Raw genomic sequence first — 21374 nt, 5'->3', positions numbered from 1 at the left:
AGTAAACATATTATGCTTGATATTAAATAGATAGATAATGGAAATAGGAATTGATAGTTTCGCTTCGGCCATGTATGGCAGCAAAGCCCTAAGCAGTGTAGATGCGATGGAACAGTTGCTTGACAGGATCACATCAGCAGACCAGGCCGGACTGGATACTTTCGGCATCGGCGAGCACCATAAGAAGGAGTTTCTGGATTCTGCGCCGGCCGTCATTCTCGCTGCTGCGGCTGCCCGGACAAAAAGCATCCGCCTTTCCAGCGCCGTGACGGTGCTTAGCACGTCTGACCCCGTACGGGTATTCCAGCATTTTGCCACACTCGACCTGATCTCCAGGGGCCGCGCAGAAATTGTCGTAGGTCGGGGATCAGCCATAGAGGCCTACCCATTGTTCGGGTTTGACCTGAAAGATTATGACGCCTTATTCAAAGAAAAACTGGAATTATTGCTCATGCTGCGGGACAAAGAGTTTGTTTCCTGGTCTGGTAAGTTCAGACCTGCCTTGAATGATCAACCCGTGTACCCAAGGCCTTTTCAGGAAAAGTTGCCCATTTGGTTGGGGGTAGGTGGCACACCGGAATCATTCGTACGCGCGGGAACGCTGGGCCTGCCGTTGATGGTGGCGATCATCGGCGGCGAAACGGAACGTTTTCGCCCCTTGGTTGACCTGTACCGTGAAGCGGGGCGCAGGGCGGGCTTTACGCCGGAGCAGTTGAAGGTGGGCATACATTCGCCAGGTTATGTCGCGGCCACCAATGAGGAAGCCATTGCGGATTATTATCCGGGGTATTCAGCGCTTTGGACCAGATTGGGAAAGGAACGCGGCTGGCCGCCGGTGACCCAATCACAGTTCAACAGGCTGATCGCCCCCAAAGGTGTATTGGTCGTGGGTGGACCTGATCAAGTGGCTGAAAAATTACTTCGGCATAGTGAAGCTTTAGGCGGAGTGGACAGGTTTACCTTTCAGATGGATAATGCGGGTCTTAGTCACCAGCAATTAATGTCTTCGATAGAACTGATCGGCAGGAAAGTTATTCCTCTGGTAAAACAAAATGGCTGATAGTCAGCCAATAACACATAATCAGCCCGCCCGGGTTTTCCGGTATATTACTGTATATTTGGCCTGGATATGAAAAAAGTCCTGGCTTTCCTGGTCTTACTGTCACACATGAATACCTCTATGTTCCTGCCGCAACTGCCGGAGGTGGATGCATTCGATGCCTTGGGCAGGAAGTTGGATGATATAAATAGCGTGGTGGAATATGTCGGGGTTGTACTTGGTTACGACACCACCGCTGACGATGAAGACGACGATACAGGCCAGGCTTTCCACATCGCCAAAGTGCCTAATTATCTTTTATTCCAACCTGTTTCAATCGTCCGGGTAGAAAATACCCTGCAATGCAATACAACCCATTTTGCAGAATACAGATCCGATGAAATAAAGCTCATCTCCATCGAAACACTGACGCCCCCGCCGGAAGTTCGCGACATTTCTTAGCTGCTCCAATAACTCCCAACTATCAACCTATAATCACTCGAGTCGAGATGAAACGAAGATCCATTAAGCTAAATGGCTTTTCGGCAATGATCGTGCTATTTATCAGTGTTCAGGCGCATTCACAGGACACGATACGTATCACCTTACAGGAAGCCGAACAACAATTTCTGGACAAGAACCTGGTGCTGCTGGCGGAGAAGTATAACATAGACATTGCAAAGGCGAGTGTTATCCAGGCATCACTATACAACAATCCCAACCTATCCCTTACGGGCAATATCTACAACCCCCAGGAGAAAAAACCGTTCGATGTCAGCAATCGGACAGGAGAATACATCATCCAGGTCCAGCAGCTGGTCCGCCTGGCCGGCAAACGCAATAAAGAGATCAACCTGGCAGTCACCAATACCCGGCTTAGCGAAGACCGGTTTTTTGACTTGTTGCGGACACTGAGATTCTCTCTCAGAAGCAATTTCTTCAACATTCATTATACGCTGAACTCCGTAAATGCCTATCAAAGTCAATTGAACACCCTGGAGAAACTGCATACGGCCTACGAAGACCTCCAGGGAAAAGGACTCGTAACGCTAAAAGACGCCCTCCGTATCAAATCCCTGTTATACTCGCTAAAAGGCGAGCAGGCCATCCTGCTGAACCAACTAAACGATCTGCAAGCCGAACTAAGACTGTTGTTACAAAACAATGCGGCTACCTTTATCCCCGTATTTGCGGACGGGACCGATACCCTATCCGCCGCCCTGAAGAAACTCGACCTCCCTGCGCTGATCGACACCGCCTATGCCAACAGGCATGACCTGCAGCTTGCCACTAACAGCCTGCTGTACAGTAAACAAAACTATGCCCTGCAAAGGGCTCTGGCCACGCCGGATATCACATTAGGGGCTCAATTCGACAAAAGAGGAAGCTTTGTAGATAACGCCACCTTCCTGCAGGTAGCGATGGACCTTCCATTCTTCCATCGTAACCAGGGTAATATAAAGGCCGCCAGGATCTCCATCGACCAAAGTCAGACCCTTTATAAGCAACAAATGGGCATCGTCGAAAATGACGTGCGACGCGCCTATGCAAAGGCGCTCACCAGCGATAACATGCTGCGATACGTCGACACCAGGTTTAAGAACCAGTACGAGCGGCTGTTGGAGGGCATTACAGACAATTTCCAGAAGAAGAATATCAGCCTCATCGAATTCACTGACTTTTACGAATCCTATAAGAACAATATCCTCCAGTTCAATCAAATTGAAAACGAAAGGATGCAGGCCATCGAGGCCCTTCAATTTTCCATTGGAAAAACCATCTTCCCTAACTAATACTCCCAAAAAACGACCATGATATCGAAGATACACGACCTCCTTAAAAGGACAAATATGACCGGAAGTAAATTGAATATTCTTATCATTATATGCGCCCTTCTCTCAACCTGCTCGTGTAAAGAAAAAGCGGCTGACGCAGGAGGTAAAACGACATTCTGCCTTACGGATACGTTGGCGAAAAAAGTAGTGATCGACTCAGTAAGGTTAATGGCCGTAAATAATGCCATTACGCTGTCCGGAAAGATAGAAGCCAATGAAGATAAATGGGTAAAGGTCTTTCCCGTGGTTGGAGGTGTTGTGCAAGAAATGAAAGTGCAATTGGGTGACTATGTCAAAAAGGGCCAGACACTGGCCGTTATCAGGAGCAGCGAAATAGCCGACTATCAAAGCCAGCTCACCAGCGCCCAGTCCACCGTACGCATCGCCGAAAAAAACGTCGCCTCGGCCAGGGAAATGTTCAAGTCCAATTTAGCGACGGAAAAAGAGCTGGTGACGGCCGAAACAGATCTCGAAAAGGCAAAAGCCGACTTAAAGCGGATGGAACAGACCAACGCCATCTACGGCTCCAGGGACAACGCCACACAAACGATCACCGCCCCGGTGTCGGGTTACGTCGTGGAAAAAAACGTAACAGATCAGATGCATTACAGAGCGGACGCTACCCAGCCCTTTTTTATAATTGCAAACCTGGATGAAGTGTGGGTCATGGCCGACGTGTTCGAAACGGATATTGCAAAGATCAAGGTTGGCTACGACGCGGAAATAAATGTCATCGCCTATAAGGATAAGACATTCACAGGCAAGGTCGACAGGATCTTTTCGATCCTCGATCCTCAAAGCCGGGTAATGAAGGTCCGGATCAAGATATCCAATAAGGAAAATCTTCTAAAGCCGGAAATGTTCGCGCAGATAAATATACTCTATAACGACAGAAAAAATCATCTACCCGCCATCCCGTCGGAGGCCATCATTTTCAACAAGAACAGGAACTTTGTAATGGTATACAAGGATAAATGCAATATTGAAACCCGTGAGATAGAAGTATACGAGACGATGGGTAACACTACTTATATCAAGAGCGGGTTAGTGGAAGGCGAAAAGATCGTCGCCAAATACCAGTTATTGATCTTCGACGCCATGAACAATTAATCCATTCATCCTTATTTAAGCCCAGCTTATGAACAAGTTTATTTCCGGGATAGTCACATTTTCGCTGAAGAACAGGTTCTTTATATTTTTCATGACGCTGCTGGTCATTGTCGGGGGTATCTGGAGCTATGTCAAAACCCCGTTGGAAGCATTCCCCGACGTCACCAATACGCAGATCATTATCGTAACGCAATGGAATGGCCGCAGTGCGGAGGAAGTGGAACGGTTCGTCACCGTCCCCATCGAGGTCGCCATGAATTCCGTGCAAAAAAAATCCACGCTCCGGTCCATCTCCATGTTCGGCCTGTCTGTCACCAAGATAATTTTCGACGATGACGTGGAAGATTTCTTCGCAAGGCAGCAGGTGAACAATCTCCTCCAGAATATCAGTCTGCCCGAAAACGTAGAGCCCGAAGTCCAGCCTCCATATGGGCCCACCGGCGAGATCTTCCGTTATACAGTACAGGGGAAGAACAAGAGTTCCGTGGATCTGCTCACCGAACAGACATGGGTCATCGACCGACAGCTTCGCAGCATTCCCGGAGTAGCCGACCTGGTGGCATTCGGAGGCGCCGACCGTACTTATGAAATTACAGTCGACCCTATCATGCTGGCTAAATACGATATCACCCCCCTGGAAGTATATACAGCCGTGTCCAAGAGCAATATCAATGTAGGAGGCGATGTCATCGAAAAGAACGGCCAGGCTTATGTGGTAAGAGGCATCGGTCTGCTGGATAACATCAAGGACATCGAGAATATCATCGTAGACAATATCAACGGCACGCCGATCCTGGTAAAAAACCTCGCTACAGTGACTCCCAGTCACGTTCCCCGCGTAGGACAAGCCGGGCTCGACGAGAATGACGATGTAGTGGAAGGCATCGTCGTGATGAGGAAGGGTGAGAACCCAAGAGAAGTATTGAAACGGGTAAAAGCAAAGGTCGAAGAGCTGAACGAAAAGATATTACCCGCCGACATCAGGATGGTGACCTTCTATGACCGCGACAACCTGATGGATTTTTGCACAGAGACCATCAGCCACAACCTCATCGAAGGCATCTTGCTGGTGACCCTGATCGTGTTCATCTTTATGTTCGACTGGCGCACGACGGTGATCGTCTCCATCATCATCCCCTTATCCCTGCTCTTTGCCTTTATCTGTTTAAAGCTAAAGGGCATGACTGCTAACCTGCTCTCGATGGGCGCGATCGACTTTGGTATTATCATAGATGGCGCCGTCGTAATGGTGGAAGGCCTCTTTGTGGTGCTGGCCCATAAAGCGCATGAGGTAGGAATGGAGAGATATAATAAGATGGCAAAATTGAGCATTATCCGCAAAACGGGTTTTAGCCTGGCCAAAGCCATCTTTTTCGCAAAGGTCATTATCATCACCTGCCTGATCCCGATCTTCGCCTTTGAAAAAGTTGAAGGAAAAATGTTCTCTCCACTGGCCTGGACGCTCAGCTTCGCTCTCCTGGGAGCCCTGCTGTTTACGCTTACGCTGGTGCCTGTCCTGACAAGCATCCTGCTGAGGAAGGATGCCAGGGAGAGAAATAACCCCATTGTCAATTTCTTTAACCGCATCGTCATAAATGGGTTGAGAACCACCATGTCCCATAAAAAGACAGCCTTGCTGCTGGCTTTTTCAATCATGGGGCTGGCTTTGTTCTCCTTTAAATACTTAGGCAGCGAGTTCCTGCCCGAGCTAAACGAAGGCGCTTTGTGGGTCGAAGCAAAACTTCCCATGAGCAGCTCGCTCACTGAAACGGTAGGTTTCGTAAGCCAGTTCAGGAAGATATTGAACAGCTTCGACGAGGTCAACGGCGTATTATCCCAGACAGGTCGCAGCAATGACGGCACGGACCCGTCCGGCTTTTATTATGTCCAATGCCAGGTGAATCTCAAATCCAAGAAAGAGTGGAAGAGAAAAATAAGCACGGAGGAGCTGGTGGATGAAATGGATAAACAGCTCCGGCAGTACCCGGGTGTCGTCTATAATTATTCCCAGCCCATCATCGATAATGTCCACGAGGCGGTGGCAGGGATAAATGCCGACCTGGCCGTTAAGATCTTCGGCAATGACCTGGAAAAGCTGGACAAGCTGGCCGATAGCATCTACGGCATCCTCCAAACTGTAAAAGGCATAGAAGACCTTGGCGTCATGCGCAACCTGGGACAGCCCGAATTAAGCATCGTGCTGGATGAGCAAAAAATGGGTAAGTACGGCATTACCACCGCTGACGCCAATTCCGTTATTGAAATGGCCATCGGAGGTAAAAGCGCATCGACCTTTTACCAACAGGAAAGGAAATTCAGCATACGCATCCGCTATCCTGAACCGTACCGGAACAACGAAGAAGCCATCGGCAACCTTCGCCTCCCTACCCTGCATGGCTCGAAGATCCCGCTGAAGGAAATTGCCGAGATCAAGACCATCACCGGGCCGGCCTTTGTGTACAGAGATAAGAATACCCGCTTTATTGCCGTGAAATTCACCATCCGGAACAGGGATATGGGCAGCACGATCGCCGAAGCACAGGATAAAGTAAACAGCAGGATAAGACTGGGCAAGGGATTCAGCATCGATTGGGCCGGTGAATTCGAAAACCAGGTGAGGGCGCAGGCGAAGCTGGCGCAAGTGGTGCCGGTGGTGCTGATACTCATCTTCATCCTCCTCTTCATCAGTTTTGGCAATGCCCTGGATGCGGGGTTAGTGTTGATAAATGTGCCTTTTGCGCTGATAGGCGGCATTCTTGCGCTGCATGTCACCAACACCGAATTCAGCATCTCGGCCGGTATAGGTTTTATCGCCTTATTTGGCATCTGTATTCAAAACGGCGTGATACTCATTTCGGTCTTTAAGCAAAATCTCCATCATAAGATCTCGTTGTCACAAGCCATCTTCCAGGGTGTCGAGTCAAGGATACGACCCGTTGTTATGACGGCTTTGATGGCGGCGATAGGGCTGCTGCCCGCTGCCGTCTCCACGGGCATCGGCAGTGAAACGCAGAAACCGCTGGCCAGGGTTGTAATCGGAGGTTTGGTCAGCTCGACTATATTGACGCTGCTGATCTTTCCCATCATTGTCGAGCTGTTGTACAGGCGGGTGCATGGAAGGAATACGCTGACGGCCGCCGCCGGCTAATGGCGTCGCCTTTTCCTGGGAGAAGGCCCTCATTCGGTACGCAAACTATCCACCGGATTCTTCATCGCCGCCTTCAACGACTGGCCCCCCACCGTGACAAAGGCAATGACCACCGCGAGCAAGCCCGACAGACCAAACACCCACCAACCGATGCCGATGCGGTATGCAAACCCCTGCAACCACCTTTCCATCGCCATCCAGGTCACCGGGATGGAGATGACCATTGCGATCACTACCAGGATGAGGAAATCTTTCGTTAAAAGGAACAGCAGGCTGTGAGCCGATGCACCCAGCGCCTTGCGGATGCCTATCTCCTTGGTCCGCTGTAAAACATTATAAGCCGAAAGCCCTAGCAGCCCAAAACAGGCGATCGCTATAGCCAATAAGGCGAATAGTGCGAACACGGCTCCGAAATGCTGGTTCTCGGTATACTGGCGGCTGAAGAATTCATCCAGAAAGAAATAGGTATAAGGATCATCCGGAAAATGCCGGTCCCAGATGTTTTTAATGGCTTTGATGGTGGCAGCCGGTTCTGCTGCCTGCACTTTGATGGAATAATAGCCGCGCCGGTCACGATATGGCAACAGCACCAGGGGCTGGATCGCTTTCTGCAGGCTTTCGCTATGGTAGTCCGCGATCACCCCGATGATATACAGGGAGTCCATGTCGACCTGGCCTCCTTCCACTAATTGCCCGATGGCCGCTTGCGGTGAAGGAAAACCCAATTCGCGTGCGGCTGATTCATTCAGGACCACGGACCTGCGGTCGCTGACAAAAGACCGGGAGAAATTTCGTCCGGCCACGAGCTTAAGACCGTAGGACCTGATAAAATCGTCATCTACCCCTACCATGAAAAGCGTGAACACATGCCGGTCGGCGCCGCTCATCCTGTTCCAGTCTGTAGACCACAGTATCTCCTGGCCCATTACATTGGAAGAAGCGGTGATGCTCCTTACGCCCTTCACCTGCAAGACCTCACCCTTGAATGACTGGAAGAAGTCCTGGTACGCCGAGTCCGTCAATCCTGCACTGGCGCCTTTCACCACGAGGGTCTGATCTATATCGGCTCCAAGCTTCTGGCTGCGCATATAGTTCACTTGCTTGTAAACAATCATCGTCCCTGCGATAAGGATGATGGAAGCCGCAAACTGGCCCACGATCAGGCTTTTCCGCAACCATTTTCCCCCGGCTGCATTCCTGAACGAACCTTTCAGCACATTCACCGGCAGGTAACGGGACAGCACGAGCGCCGGGTAGATGCCAGACAGGAAGGTGCCTGTGAGGAACAGCGCAGCAAAACTTCCCCAGTAAACTGCAGGCAGTGAAAACAGGAGGTCCAGGGGCCGCCCTATAAATCGGCCGAAGAAAGGGTTCAATGCCAGCGTGACGACCAAAGCCGTCGCCAGGGCCATCAGGTTCAGCAACAGGCTTTCCAGCAGGAACTGCCGGATCAGCTCACGCCGCATGGCCCCCAGGACCTTGCGCACCCCTACTTCCCGGGCCCGCTCCAGCGAGCGCGCGGTAGCAAGATTGACGAAATTGATCCAGGCGATCCCGATGATAAAAAAGGCGATGAGCAATAAATAAGACACGGATTGCCCGTCACCATTCTGCTCTGCTTCCTGTGCATAGTGGGAATACAGGTGGATATCCCGCAGGGGCATTAAACTCAGGGAGAACCGATCGTTATGGCTTTTGTTCTCCGGTAGGTCATTGTAGTATTTGTCGATAAAAGCCGGGAGTTTGGCCGCGAGACGCTGTGGGTCTGTCCCCTTCCGTAGCAGCACATAGGTATAGAAATACGGCCAGCTCCAGCTGGTCTCCACAGGATCGTCCGTCTTGCCATAGGTACCCCTATACTGGCTAAGCGTTGGATATGATATGATCACGCTGAGCTTCAGATGGGAATTGGCCGGAAAGTCCCGGAAGACCCCTGTCACTTCCAGCGGCCGGATGCGGCCGCCATAATGGCTGTTTAATACTTTTCCCAAAGGGTCTTCCTTCCCGAAATATTTCCGCGCCTCCCCCTCCGAGAGAATGATCTTTCCCAGCCCCGTAAGCGCCGTCCCCGGATCCCCTTCCTGAAGAGGCAGGTGGAACATGTCCAGTATGGCAGCATCCGCAAAATAAACCGCCGGCTCCCGCAGCTTTATATTTCGGACGTCATTGGTCAGTAAAAAATCAGTCTTGTAGATCCGGCAGGCATTCTCCACTTCCGGGAAGTCGCGTTTCATAGTGGGCGCTACGGCAGGCATCGCCGCAGCACATGGGACCACCAGCTTTCCGTTCTCATACTCCACATCCTGTACGCGGAAGATCCTGTCGACCTTTTCATGAAAGGTATCATAGCTCCTTTCAAAAGCCACATATTCAAAGATAAGGAGGCAGCATGTGATACCTGCCGTTAGCCCCAGGATGTTCAGCAGACTGTAACCCCGGCGGTGGGACAGGTTGCGGAAGGCGATTCGCAGGAAATTTCTTACCATATTGTAAGGACAAGATACAAAACTAAAGCCCCCCTGACAAAGTCAGGAGGGCTTTTCTGTTTGGTTTCAACGAGGGCTGACTCGTTCGCCGGAGCGAACATCCATTTTGCCTAATAGTTTACAATTAGTCGATTACAAGTCCTCAGGCAGCCAGCAGATTGCTGGAGATGCAGAAAGCTGCATTTGTTCCATAATCCTTACCATTTTCGATACTGATCCTGCCGCCCAGCTTTTCGGCCACATGCTGCACCTGCCTGTACTCCCTGGAAATAGCATGATGAAAATAAGTGCCCACATCCTTGATCCGGATCATCATACGGTCACCCATAGCGATGGCTTCTATGTGAATACACTCGTTTTGCGTACTGTGAATGGCTCCATTCATCAGATTCCAGAGCACATACGCCAGCATGTTCTCGTCTGCGCCGACGAACAGATCGCGGGGAACTTCGTTCAGAACAAGATTATGACGCTTTACCGTCAATGGCAAGAAGCTTTGCACCAACTCGGAGACAAGGTTGTGCAGCGATATTTTCGCGCATGGAATGGCTTGCTCCGGCACCCTTTTCTCAGTCATAAAAAGAATTTATAGCGTAAAAAAAACTGATACAAGCTTAATAGGGTACGGATCAGGTTGGCTTTTCATTCAGAAGTAAGCTAGAAATATTTTAAATCAACTATTGTAGCAAATTAACGACACAGCCATCGACTACCGCTTTTCATGATGTAAAGCAACAACGGAATTTCATTATTTTTTGTCGTGTTCTTTCTACAAGTGCACCTACCCACATAATCTTAAATAGTTGAAAATCATTAAATTATAAGATATTGAAAAAATAAGTAATTTTAAATACCGTATCCGCCTGAAAAGCGTCAAAATATAGATATGGGAACAAACAGGGTGTTAATAGCTGACGATCATACGATCGTCAGATCCGGCATAAAACTAATCATTCAAGACCTTCTTCCATCGACGGTTATTGATGAGGCCTCCAATGGAGACGAAGTAATTTCTTGTGTTAAAAAAAACGATTATGAACTGATCGTTCTGGATATCAATATGCCCGATACGGATTCTATCACCCTGGTTACTAACCTGCTTGCCTACAGAGAGCATTCAAGGATCCTTATTTACAGCATGAATTCGGAAGAATTATATGCGAAAAGATTTATCAAATTGGGCGTCCTTGGATATCTGAATAAGGAATCCAGGGCCGAAGAGATAAGAAGAGCCATCACTTGTGTATTAAAGGGAGATATTTACATCAGCAAGAAAGTCAGAAAAGACCTCAGCGAGGATATGCTCTCGAAAAAAGGTGCGGACAACCCTTTTGAAAGGCTCTCGGACAGAGAGATCCAGACTGTCAAATACTTACTGCACGGTTATTCGCTCCTGGAAATTAAAAAGATACTGAATATCCATTCCTCCACAGTCGGAACATATAAGACTAGAATATTCGAAAAGCTGAAAATAAAGACGCTTCGTGAGCTGGATGAACTGGCCAGGATGTATCAATTGGAAATTTCTAAACTTTGAGGCTCACTACCACCGTCGTGCCGCCTGCAGGTGCTGAATCTATCTCCACTTCTCCATTTAATTTTCGTACAAGTTCCATAATAAACCGGTATCCAAATGTAGTGGCCGTCCCGTTTATTTCTTTTTCACCGAAAGATTTTATCTCCGATATTCTTGAAGCAGTCATCCCCTGCCCCGTATCTTTCACTTGTATATGCATATGTCCATCCTTTTGACTGGCGCTGATGCAAATGCTTCCGGATCCGGTGTATTTAATGGCATTATCAACCAGGTTCCGGACAACGATAGCAAGTATATTCTTGTCTGAAATCAACACCAGTCCGGGCGGAATATCGCATTTGAAGTCTAACCCCTTTCTAAGGGCGATGTCCCTGTAAAGTACAGTAGTCTCTTTTATAAAATCAAGCAACATAATATTTTCTTTCCTGATCGAAAACCCCTGCTTCTGACTATCGTACCAGATGAGAAAATCAGTGCTGAACTGGCAGATCCTGTTGCTGGAATCCTTCAACAAAAAAAACAGTTCGCTTAACTCCTGACCGCTGAACTTGTGATAATTCCTTTGCAAATGGTCGATCATAAGGGCCTGTGAAAACATGGGGGACCGCATGTCATGCATGATAACAGAAAGCAGCCTTTCTTTTATCAGCGTACTTTGCTCCAGTTCGGAAGTTCTTTCGTCTACTTTCATCTGCAGCCGCCTATTCTGTTGCAGAAGTATCCTGGTCCTTAGTTTATACAAAAGGAACAGCAGACTGCAGGCCGCCAGCGCCAGCAACGAATAGAAGATCCAGGTATTATACCAATGGGGCAGCACTTCGAAAATTATAGCCATATTAGTGAACTGATCTCCCATGGTACCATAATTCTTTCTCACCGAAAGCTCATACTTCCCATAAGGCAGCCTGTTGATCGTGATCCTGCCATCCCTGTTGACTGGGAACCATTTTCCTCCCTTGGATTCAAGCTTATATTCAAGTTTCAGGTTCTCTTCCAGCCCATAGAATGGAGTAGTGATATCTATAACGATCCGCTGGAAATCAGGCTTTAAGCTAAGGTGCTTCCTGTGATCGAGTTTCAGCGAATCGACGAAGAAATCATCCACAAAGATCTCACTGTCTGGCATATCCGGATGCACCATGCGGGGATTAAAATAAACGATCCCGTCGAGGGAGGGAAAGTAAAAATTCCCTTCATCGTCCACCTGTGACGCAGGATTACATCCTCCGTTGAACTCGTTGGTATTAAACCCGTATGATTTATCGAAATAGTAATAAAACAAGCTGTTATTCCTGCCGATCGTAAAGTCATCCAGATCCTTTTTCCTGGCCCTGAACAATCCATGGTTAGTATTGATCCAGAAAAAACCACTGTCGTCCTCCAGGAAAGTATGGGCGGTAGACAGGTAATTCTGCGGATCCATAGGCAGCGCAATGAACTGGCCCTTTAGATACTTATAATATCCATTCCCGTAGGTGGATACCCAGATGCTACTGTCCCTGGCCCTGTAAATATTCCGGGCATATATATGGGGAAGAACAGGCTTTTCCCAGATGCTATCCTTACCAATATCATAAGCGTAAATGCCATCCCGGGAGGTGATCCATAATGTCCCTGGTGATACTTCCGCAATCGATTCAATATTATGAGTGACAAACGGAGGATATCGCTTAAAAACATATTGCAGCTTGCCACCTTCTATTTTTAACAGGGAAGTAAGCGTGCTAACCCAGACAGTATGCCTGCCATCTTCAATAATGCAGCCAATATAGGAGTCCAGGGGAAGGCTATCCACGGATAACTCCCGGGAAAAACTACTGTCATAAATATGCAATCGCTTTCCCCTGCTTAACCAGATCGATCTATCGCTCGCCTTATAAAAACAATTACCGTCGGGCCGCAGATCCCCTTTAAATAAAAGATGGTTGTTCCCATTGCTTTTATCCAGGATCCCGTTCTGCGTAAGGATCTTCTTTCCGGGAAGCAAAAGGAAGGCCTTAAAAGCATTATCGAGACGATCGGAGGAGTTAAAGGTTACTGTCGTGAATAATTTTCTGGTAACCACAATAAATCCCGTAGTGACGGTGGCAATAAAAAGCCGCCTGTTTTTCCTGTCGAACAGGAAAGAGGTAGGGATCAGTTTGTCCAGGACCTTCAGGTCCTGAAAAATAAGTTCTGCTCTCACGACGTCATTGTGGAGGCTTAATTCATAAATATCATTCTGTTGCCTTATTATCACCTGGTCCCCGCCGGGGCCGATCCTAAGATCGAGCCCGGGCATGGAAAAAACATTCTTTAGCAGGGTGGATAATGTCCTGTCCACCTGTAAGGTGGTCTCCCTGCCATGTTTAAAAAAGCGCCGTTCCCCTTTATCCGAGAAAACACAAAATATTCCGTTGAGGAAGAAGAAATGAACGTTGCCATCCTTAAAACTCACTGGTAATTTGTTCACTTCGGCGGATACATTGTTGAGGTAATACCATTCGTTCAATCTGTCACGAACAACTATTTCATGGTCGTTCAGGACCGCGAATGTCTCAGATGCACATAAAACATTCAGGAATACGGTGTCAATACCGTTCCTGGACCTTGCATAATAGTTGAACAGAGGCGTGCAATCAAAAATGCCCTTTGAATTAATATGGAGAAACTTATGGGGGATACGTGTTCTTGCGGTATCGACAACCACGTTATAATCCTGCCCCACTTTATAAATTTCAGACGGATCGAAGGATGAACCCAGCAGTACTTCCCTTTGCGCCGATTCGGCGATGACGGAGAACCGGTTGGATCTTATAGCAGGCGTATTGGACTTATCGTATATTCTGAAGCGACGGCCGTCAAATCTCACCAGGCCATTCTGCGTGGTTATCCATAGGAAATTATTTTTGTCCAACAACAGGCCGGTGGCGCTGTTTTGAGGCAGACCATTCTCGCTGTTGTATTGTTTGACATCATAATTGTTCCTATCCGCAGAAGAGAGATCGCTCCCGCTGTTCTGAGCCTGCGCCCATTCGACACCTATTCCGATAAAACAGAATAGTAACAAGAATTTTCTCCTCATAAGCTGGATGGCAAACTGTAGTAAATTTACTACAAATTTGCAATAATACTCTTAGTATAGAGAAAACCCGCATATATTTATACGATTAATAATCAATATATTACATTACCCACCGGTTCTCCCCTGCCCTCAGCTGGTATCTCTTCCCCTTCCATAAAAAGACACCAGTCGTCTTTTCAGGCAAATCTATCTTTATCGTCCATTTTCCTTTATCCAGGCCATATGCAACGGCAACCTTTCCATTCGGATGGGGTATCTCGCCGCTTACATTGGCCAACTCTCCCAAATGCGGCTCAATTTTTATTTTACGGAAACCTGGCGCATCGCTGTCGATGCCCAGCACTATCCGGAAGAATTCAATATTGGGACTGGCGCCCCAGGCGTGGCAGTCGCTACGGCTGTTTGGCAGATCGGATATTTCAGCCCAGGTGGTTAATCCCATTTTGATATTATCCCTCCAGACATCGAGCCATTTGAGGTAATCGTCTCCAAAGCCGCCCGCCACCAGCGCCTGGTGCAGGTAGTACTTAAAGTAGATGGTGCATTGGGTCAGGGTGCTATCTGTCAAAAGCCCTCTGCATACCCCGGGCATGTCCGCCTTGCTCACTAATCCCGCCAATATCGCCAGCGCATTGGCATGCTGCGAATAGACGTCTCTTTCCTTCGTGTCCGCATACAATTTCCTGGCCGTATTCCAGTATTTGGCCTGGATGGTTTGTTTCAGCTGCGCCGCTTTTTCCCGGTACAGGGCAGTATATCCGGCCATGCCCATATTGGATTCCAGTTCGGCTGCCCACTGGTAGGCCATCAGCAGCTGCAGATCAAGAATGGCAGAACTGCCATCGCTGCCTTTTGGAGGCTGCGCGAAATCCCATCCTTTGCCACCCACCCAGTCGATAAAAGTCCAATAGGGAGTGCCTATCAACGAACCGTCCGCCCCCTGGTATTTAGTGAAGAAGTCCAATACAGCGCGCTGCCCGGCCAGCTTTTCCCTGATAAAATTACTGTCAGCCCTATACATCCAGTAATCGTGCAGCACACCGATGTACCATAAAGAAAAGGTGGATATGATCTGCGTGCTATGGGTAGGCCACCTGCTTTGCGTAGCTCCCTCCGGAATGCGTGAATGGTCCATCAGGTCAATGGCATTGCGCGCCAACCGGTCGTCCCCGCTGTTGTAGTAGCTGACCATTGCCTGGATGCGCGTATCACCGATGTACTGCAATTGCTCATAATAAGGACAATCGAAATAGGTTTCCATGGCGCATAGCCGGGCAGTCCTCCACCCTATTTCCAGGATCTTCCTGATCTCCCTATTGTCGGTGTTGAACGCCGCGTTAAATTTAAAAGGATAGCCTGTGAAAATGCCATACAGGTCATCCAGCACCAGCGGCTCATTTTGGGTATGCACCGTTACAAGGATATAACGAAAGCTTCTCCAGTAAAGGGTCGTAAAAGATTGGCCCGCGCTCCCGTCGGAGATCAGGCTGTCCTTTCGCCCGTTGAAGTCTTTGCCTTCCACATCATTCCGGTTGCCTTTACGGTCGCCGTACTTCTTTACATCGTCAAAGAGCGATTCAGCATATCGCATTGAAACACCGGCATCCTTGCCTTTGCTGAAATGTAAGTTTATATACGCGCTGGTCAGGTAGGTTTGATCCAGGAGGAAAGAGACGGTAGCGTTGGCAGGGATAGTAACGGGTGTTTTCGATGCCGGAAATGCGGAAGGAAGCGATATTCCCATCGCTTTACGCACCACAGGTATTCGCTGATACGTCAGTTCCATCTGGGGCAGCGACGAAGGCACCAACATCCAGCCAAATCCGTCACCTGAACCCTTGGCACGGCCCTGGAATAAATTAGCCGCAAAAGGCCAGCTGCTGTCATCAAGATCAACAGCCGTCCAGCCTTTAACGGATTGGTTCATATCCACCAATTCCCCTGTACTGGCAGCAAAAAAACCCGTAATAGGCTGATATCCCTTATCCCGGATGCATTTCCAGGTGTCATTGGTGTTCAGGATCTCCTCACGGGAAGAGTTCCCTTGTACGATGAACGCGGTCCTCACCGTGATCTGTGCCTCCGGACGGCTTTCAGCTTCGTTATATACCAGCGCCGCCACGATGTTCTTTCCTGCGACAAGGTAGGGTGCGAGGTCCACTGTTTCATAGTTCCAGTAATAGGTATCTCCCCGCGCCGGCCCCAGGGACACCAACGTGCCGTTGATATACAATTTATACCGGTTGTCAGCCGATACATGAATGATAAAACTGGCAGGCCTGGCGGCCAGGTCGATATTTTTCCGGAAATAATAGACCCCATACTCATTTCCGGGGTCATTCGGCGCGGCAATCCAATTGGCGCTCCATGGCCTGGTTTGAGCTGGCAAAAAACCAAAAAGCCCTAGTAGGAAACCAAAAAAAGTATTCATTATTATGTTAATTTTAGGTTGTTATGTCAAGATCGATCCTCAAAGAGGCGCCGCCATTAACGAAGTCAGATTGTTTCTCTCTGTTTGCCAGGTATAAAACAGAGTTTGACTTTCCTGTGCATTACCATGAAGAATATGAACTGAATTTCATCGAAAATGCCAAGGGTGTCAAACGGATCGTGGGAGACAGCGTGGAAGAGATCGAGGACCTGGAGCTGGTGCTCATCGGCCCAAATATCCCCCATGCCTGGTTTACCCATAAATGCAAGACAGAGATCTTTGAAATAACCATCCAATTCCATCGCGACCTTTTTCATGAGGTCTTTCTCAAAAGAACACAGCTTAGTTCCGTGAGAAACCTCTTCGAGCAGTCGCTTAAAGGGATCCTTTTTTCGAAAGAAACCATCCGGCATCTCGCTCCACGGCTTAAAGAACTGGAGCACAAGACCGGTTTCGACTCCGTCATCGAACTCATGTCCATTCTCAACGAGCTGTCGCTGTCCACGGGCTCTCGCTGCCTATCCGGCGAAAAGATCTACAACGCGGATTACATCTATATGGACAGCCTACGCATGGAAAAGCTCATTGAATTTATGAATGCCCATTTCAGCCGACCCATCCGCCTGGCGGAGGCAGCGGACCTCGTCAATATGGCCGAGACGGCTTTCAGCCGCTTCTTCAAGGCAAAGACGGGCGTAAATTTCGTTGACTTCCTGAACGACATACGCCTCGGTCATGCCTCCCGGCTCCTCATCGACACCAAGGATCCCATCACGAATATTGCCGTCTCGTGCGGCTTCACGAATATCTCCAATTTCAATCGCACGTTCAAACGGGAGAAAGGCCTTACCCCTAAAGACTTTCGTGCCAAACACGGTAATGTTGGTGAAAGGGTTTTCTTCTAACTGACTTTTTTGATCCGGATCGTATGCTTGCGCGGCTGGTTGACCAGGTAGATCTCGTTCACCAGTACATCCATTTCCTTTTGCCAGCTCCGTCGCACCGCAGCATAACGCGCAGCACGATAATTATCCTTCTTCGAGGCTACAAACCAGTTTTTCTCAGCAGTCACATTGAGGGAATCCATAGCAGCCCCATTGTCGGAAAAATACAGGCCGTTGTCCCGGAAAAAGTTAAACTGCAGCCAATAATAAGCCCTTAATTTGGATTCCAGTTCCATCCTTTCCTCATTCAGCCACAGCACCGCCATCGCCTGCTCATATTCCGGGGTGTTTTTCACCAGGGCCAGGTTGATCCCTCCCGAAAGTTGATCTCCCGTCCATTTCCCCACCTGCACCTGGTCGATCGTCAATGTATATTCGCCGGCAGCCAGTCCCCCGACAGTCAGCATCTCCCGGTTCATCTCTTCGTTGAAGGGTACGACATCCAGCGCTCCTGTCTGTCGCTGCGGATTATCCCGAAGTCTGGGGATGCTATCCTGGGGAAAAGGCAGAGATCCGGCCAGGTAGTCCACCTTCACCTCTCCGGGCACAACGGTCAGGCCGGACAGCTGACAATTCACCGCCTTCCCTATCTTCTTTCCCGCAGCATCGATCACTATTTCCGCCACCGGCTTACCCGCCAGTCCCTGTGCTTTTAAGAAAAGATAGGCCATTACGAAATGCCCCGCATTACCGGGATGGATCCGGTCGGGGCCGGTGAGCGTAAATGTCGAATCCCTTTTCTGTTCGCGCAGGGTAATTGCGGTCATCGGATGAAAGAAATCCACCATTCCCCAGTGGTTGGCCCTGGCAGCACTTTGCTGGAAAGCGCTGATCTCATCCATCGCCAGGCTCTTTTTTGGGAAATAGTTCTTTGGGTTCTTCACCGTCTCATCGTAAAGGGAAGAGGTGATCAGTACCTTTTTTGCTGGTGTGTAAGCCTTCAGCTTTTGTTCGATCGTATCAAAGAACAGCCGGCTTTCCCTGACCCTCTCCTTCGCAGTTGAGTCGGCGTTGGAAGACAAGAACTCATAATATCCGGAGTCGTTCATGCCGAAGGTCAGACAGATGGTCGTCGGCTTCTTCGCAAGAACATCGTCGTCCAGGCGATAGAGCATATTCTTTGCCCGGTCGCCGCCGATGCCGCAGTTGTAGACCGTGATGCGCCGGCCCGGGTAATGAAGCATATAATAGAGCCATACGTAGGACTCATAATAACCCGCCTCCGTGATGCTGTTGCCCACGAAAGCAACCCTTTCGCCGGTCTCGAAAGGCTTCATCGGCATTAAGGCGTCTGATGACACCATGGTCTGCGCAAAGGCTGAATGCTCTCCGGCGAACAACGCCACAACAAAAAGCAATTTTCTATACATGTTCGAATTTTATCGTTCTGATGCCGAATCTTGGGACGGTGATCGCTATCCAGCGGCGTCCTTTCTTGTCTATATGGATCTGCAGCTCCCTGATACGATGGCCGTCAAGCTCCACTTCTATCGCGCGCTTCGCTTCAAATCCAAGGTAAACAGGCAGTATAGGGCTTTTCGACTCCGCATTGAACACCCGTACGGTGAGATCTTTGCCAGACGTAGTTAGGGAGGAAAACTCCACTCCTTCCACGGTCTGCAGCAAAGATCGGTCTCCGCCAGTCCGGGCCGGAGTCACCAGCAGCGGTTCATTCCATTTTGTTCCTTCCGTCCAGATGCCCGCCCGGTCCCACTTGCCCGCGTGCGGTATCAAGGCATAGTTCAGCTCTGAAGCGCCGCTGATCTGGTAGTCCCTGTAAAAGATGCCGTTGCCGGAATATTGTATGGTCAGCCCCAGCGGGAAGTCCTGGCCATGGGCATAGCTCGTCGTATGGTCGCAAAGCAGGGCCATCCCGTATTCGCCTGCCCCGTCGGTTACGTCAACCCAGTTCAATAGTACGTTGTTCTTGATGCTGTCCCATCGATTGTAAAATGTATTGCCGAGCCTGCTTTCGCAGACATCAAAAGGCGCGTTCTTAAATACTTTTTGCGAAGAGAGGTTCAGCGGGAACAAAGCCAGCAGCTTGTAGCGGTCGTCGTAATAGGCTTTTCTGACTTCTTCGTTTTTCGGAACCTCGAAATATTCTCCGATGGCCGTATTGCCTTTCCAGTCGATCTTCAAATGCAGGTCGACCCGGCGTTGTCCTTGCCGGACCGTCAGCACCTGGCTGAAGGGATGGCCGGCGATCAGGCCCCGGATATCGACACTTATTTCTTCGGGCCTTTCTTCCAGGATGCGAACCTCCGCCGCCGCCTCGGCGCTCGACCGCATTCCGCCGTCGTTGTAAAAATTACCCCTTAGCTCGTTCAATCCTTTCCCCCCTTCGACGAACTCTTTGTTGCCCAATTGCTTTGCGACCCAGCTGGTGATGAGTCCACCTCTTGCCGGATCGATCCTTATCCTGTAAAGATCAGTCTCGATGCTATAGTCGCCATTGCCCAGCCGCCGCAGCGACGCGCCGGACCTGAGGGTTTTTATTGTATTCAGCCTGTAACTTGCATATCCCATCGGCGGAACGTTTGCCAAAAACCGCCTGTCTCCATAACGTACATATTCATTTCTGGGGGTTGCCGTTGTATTATATACCCTTACGTAGTCTCCTGCTCCACCCGACAATATTTGCAGATCGCGCTTCGCGATGCTGTCGCAAACAGCGTTGGTATAGTCCGTCCACCGGACAACCTTATCCGCCCAGGTATCACCCGGCTTGCCATTGTAGGGAACGATCCAGCAATCGTGATGCTGCGATAGCAATAAAGTCCTCCACGCGGCAGCGAACGGGTCTTCCGGCCAGGCGACATCCTTCCAGGCCCCGGCCAGCGCGGCTATCTTTTCCGTCATGATCACTTCGTTTTCCGACGATCTGACCTCCCTGGCAATTCGCTGCAAGACTTGCGCCCCCCACATCAATCCTACCTGCACATCCTCCTGCGAGAAATTCCAGCGCCGGTCCGCCCTGGCGTTCGTTCTGTTTTCGATGTACCCTCTCCACGTCTCATACACCGTCGGCCGATAGCCACCGCCTTTCAGCCAGGGACCAAAGTCCCAACCCGCATCCTGCAAACACATGCCGGCGGGGTGCAGGATACCCGCATGCAATGCGCTCATAATATAACCTGAATCATTACCCGATGCAATGGTCTCCCAGATACTCCGGGGCTTCAGCGCCTCGATGCCATATCTGGGTACAGCGAGGATCGATGACCCATCGGGTCCGACCCAATCGATCAACTCTCCCCCAAAGGCCCGGGTATAGCCACCCCAGCAGGTGTTCGGGTTCTTTAACGAAGCATATTTGAACCCATACGACTTCAACAGCTGCGGCAAGGCGCTGGTGAAACAGGGCTCCTCCGAAGAATAAGTGGAAAAGATCATCCCGGGGAAGTGCTGACGAAGCTTTTGTATCCCGTAATGGAACTGGCGGATAATGCTTTCCCCGGATATATTGTACATATAGCTTTGGCCGTAGGCAGGGTTCACATATTCTATGCGTCCCTGGGAGGACTGGTCGGCCAGCAGCCCGCGGAAAGCAGCATAAGCAGCAGGGTCCGAAAGGGCGACGCTGTCCCACGATTCAGGCTCCAGCTCCAGGTTGATCTTCCAGTCAGGATGCTCAGCCAGCTTGTCCACCATGAACCGCGTCTGCCAGGAAGGAAGGTGCCCGTAGATACCGCCGTGATAGCCGTCAATGAAAAACGCTTTCTGCGCCGAGGTCCGGAGCAAGGTAAAACAAAGGATCGCAGTTGCCAGTCTCTTCAT

Annotated in this window: 13 protein-coding genes; 7 read left to right on the top strand and 6 right to left on the bottom strand. The window is 49.6% G+C overall.

Annotated features, from left to right (window positions below; genetic code table 11):
- The first annotated feature begins 37 nt into the window (after window positions 1–37).
- The 5 genes from Q4E93_RS05160 to Q4E93_RS05140 all read left to right on the top strand — a co-directional run bounded on the left by Q4E93_RS05160 (window position 38) and on the right by Q4E93_RS05140 (window position 7132).
- The gene (locus tag Q4E93_RS05160) at window positions 38–1060 is read left to right on the top strand and encodes an Atu2307/SP_0267 family LLM class monooxygenase (RefSeq protein WP_303583123.1); all 1023 of its coding nucleotides are present in this window, start codon (window positions 38–40) and stop codon (window positions 1058–1060) included.
- 69 nt (window positions 1061–1129) lie between these two features.
- The gene (locus tag Q4E93_RS05155; protein ID WP_303583121.1) at window positions 1130–1501 is read left to right on the top strand and encodes a hypothetical protein; all 372 of its coding nucleotides are present in this window, start codon (window positions 1130–1132) and stop codon (window positions 1499–1501) included.
- 47 nt (window positions 1502–1548) lie between these two features.
- Window positions 1549–2832 (top strand): TolC family protein, encoded by a 1284-nt coding sequence (locus tag Q4E93_RS05150; protein WP_303583119.1) that lies wholly within the window; start codon window positions 1549–1551, stop codon window positions 2830–2832.
- Between the two features lie 57 nt (window positions 2833–2889).
- Complete coding sequence (locus Q4E93_RS05145) at window positions 2890–3984, top strand: efflux RND transporter periplasmic adaptor subunit (protein WP_303583117.1); 1095 nt, start codon at window positions 2890–2892, stop codon at window positions 3982–3984.
- A 28-nt stretch (window positions 3985–4012) separates the two neighbouring features.
- Window positions 4013–7132: an efflux RND transporter permease subunit gene (locus Q4E93_RS05140; RefSeq protein WP_303583115.1), complete on the top strand. Its 3120-nt coding sequence runs from the start codon at window positions 4013–4015 to the stop codon at window positions 7130–7132.
- 29 nt (window positions 7133–7161) lie between these two features.
- Here Q4E93_RS05140 and Q4E93_RS05135 read toward each other — a convergent pair whose 3' ends face one another.
- Window positions 7162–9618: an ABC transporter permease gene (locus Q4E93_RS05135; protein ID WP_303583113.1), complete on the bottom strand. Its 2457-nt coding sequence runs from the start codon at window positions 9616–9618 to the stop codon at window positions 7162–7164.
- Window positions 9619–9760: 142 nt separating this feature from the next.
- Entirely contained in the window at window positions 9761–10195 is a 435-nt protein-coding gene (locus Q4E93_RS05130; RefSeq protein WP_303583111.1) for a histidine kinase, read from the bottom strand.
- Between the two features lie 309 nt (window positions 10196–10504).
- Here Q4E93_RS05130 and Q4E93_RS05125 point away from each other — a divergent pair, with 309 nt between their 5' ends.
- Window positions 10505–11155 (top strand): response regulator, encoded by a 651-nt coding sequence (locus tag Q4E93_RS05125; protein ID WP_303583109.1) that lies wholly within the window; start codon window positions 10505–10507, stop codon window positions 11153–11155.
- Here the strand turns inward: Q4E93_RS05125 and Q4E93_RS05120 are convergent.
- Both Q4E93_RS05120 and Q4E93_RS05115 read right to left on the bottom strand, forming a co-directional pair.
- On the bottom strand, window positions 11145–14219 hold the full coding sequence (locus Q4E93_RS05120) for a sensor histidine kinase (RefSeq protein ID WP_303583107.1): 3075 nt from the start codon (window positions 14217–14219) through the stop codon (window positions 11145–11147). The two genes, Q4E93_RS05125 and Q4E93_RS05120, sit on opposite strands and share 11 nt — an antisense overlap.
- 100 nt (window positions 14220–14319) lie before the next feature.
- Window positions 14320–16650, bottom strand: a complete 2331-nt coding sequence (locus tag Q4E93_RS05115) for an alpha-L-rhamnosidase-related protein (RefSeq protein WP_303583105.1) — start codon at window positions 16648–16650, stop codon at window positions 14320–14322.
- Between the two features lie 23 nt (window positions 16651–16673).
- Here Q4E93_RS05115 and Q4E93_RS05110 point away from each other — a divergent pair, with 23 nt between their 5' ends.
- Window positions 16674–17555, top strand: a complete 882-nt coding sequence (locus tag Q4E93_RS05110; protein WP_303583103.1) for a helix-turn-helix domain-containing protein — start codon at window positions 16674–16676, stop codon at window positions 17553–17555.
- Here the strand turns inward: Q4E93_RS05110 and Q4E93_RS05105 are convergent.
- Both Q4E93_RS05105 and Q4E93_RS05100 read right to left on the bottom strand, forming a co-directional pair.
- Entirely contained in the window at window positions 17552–18964 is a 1413-nt protein-coding gene (locus Q4E93_RS05105; protein WP_303583101.1) for an SGNH/GDSL hydrolase family protein, read from the bottom strand. The two genes, Q4E93_RS05110 and Q4E93_RS05105, sit on opposite strands and share 4 nt — an antisense overlap.
- A complete protein-coding gene (locus Q4E93_RS05100; RefSeq protein ID WP_303583099.1) occupies window positions 18957–21374 on the bottom strand; it encodes a glycoside hydrolase family 38 N-terminal domain-containing protein in 2418 nt (805 codons plus the stop codon). The genes Q4E93_RS05105 and Q4E93_RS05100 overlap by 8 nt, the downstream gene beginning before the upstream one ends.

The sequence above is a fragment of the Flavitalea plasmicola genome, assembly GCF_030546645.1.
In the GTDB taxonomy this organism is placed as follows: domain Bacteria; phylum Bacteroidota; class Bacteroidia; order Chitinophagales; family Chitinophagaceae; genus Puia.
This window is presented reverse-complemented; position numbering and strand designations above follow the sequence as displayed.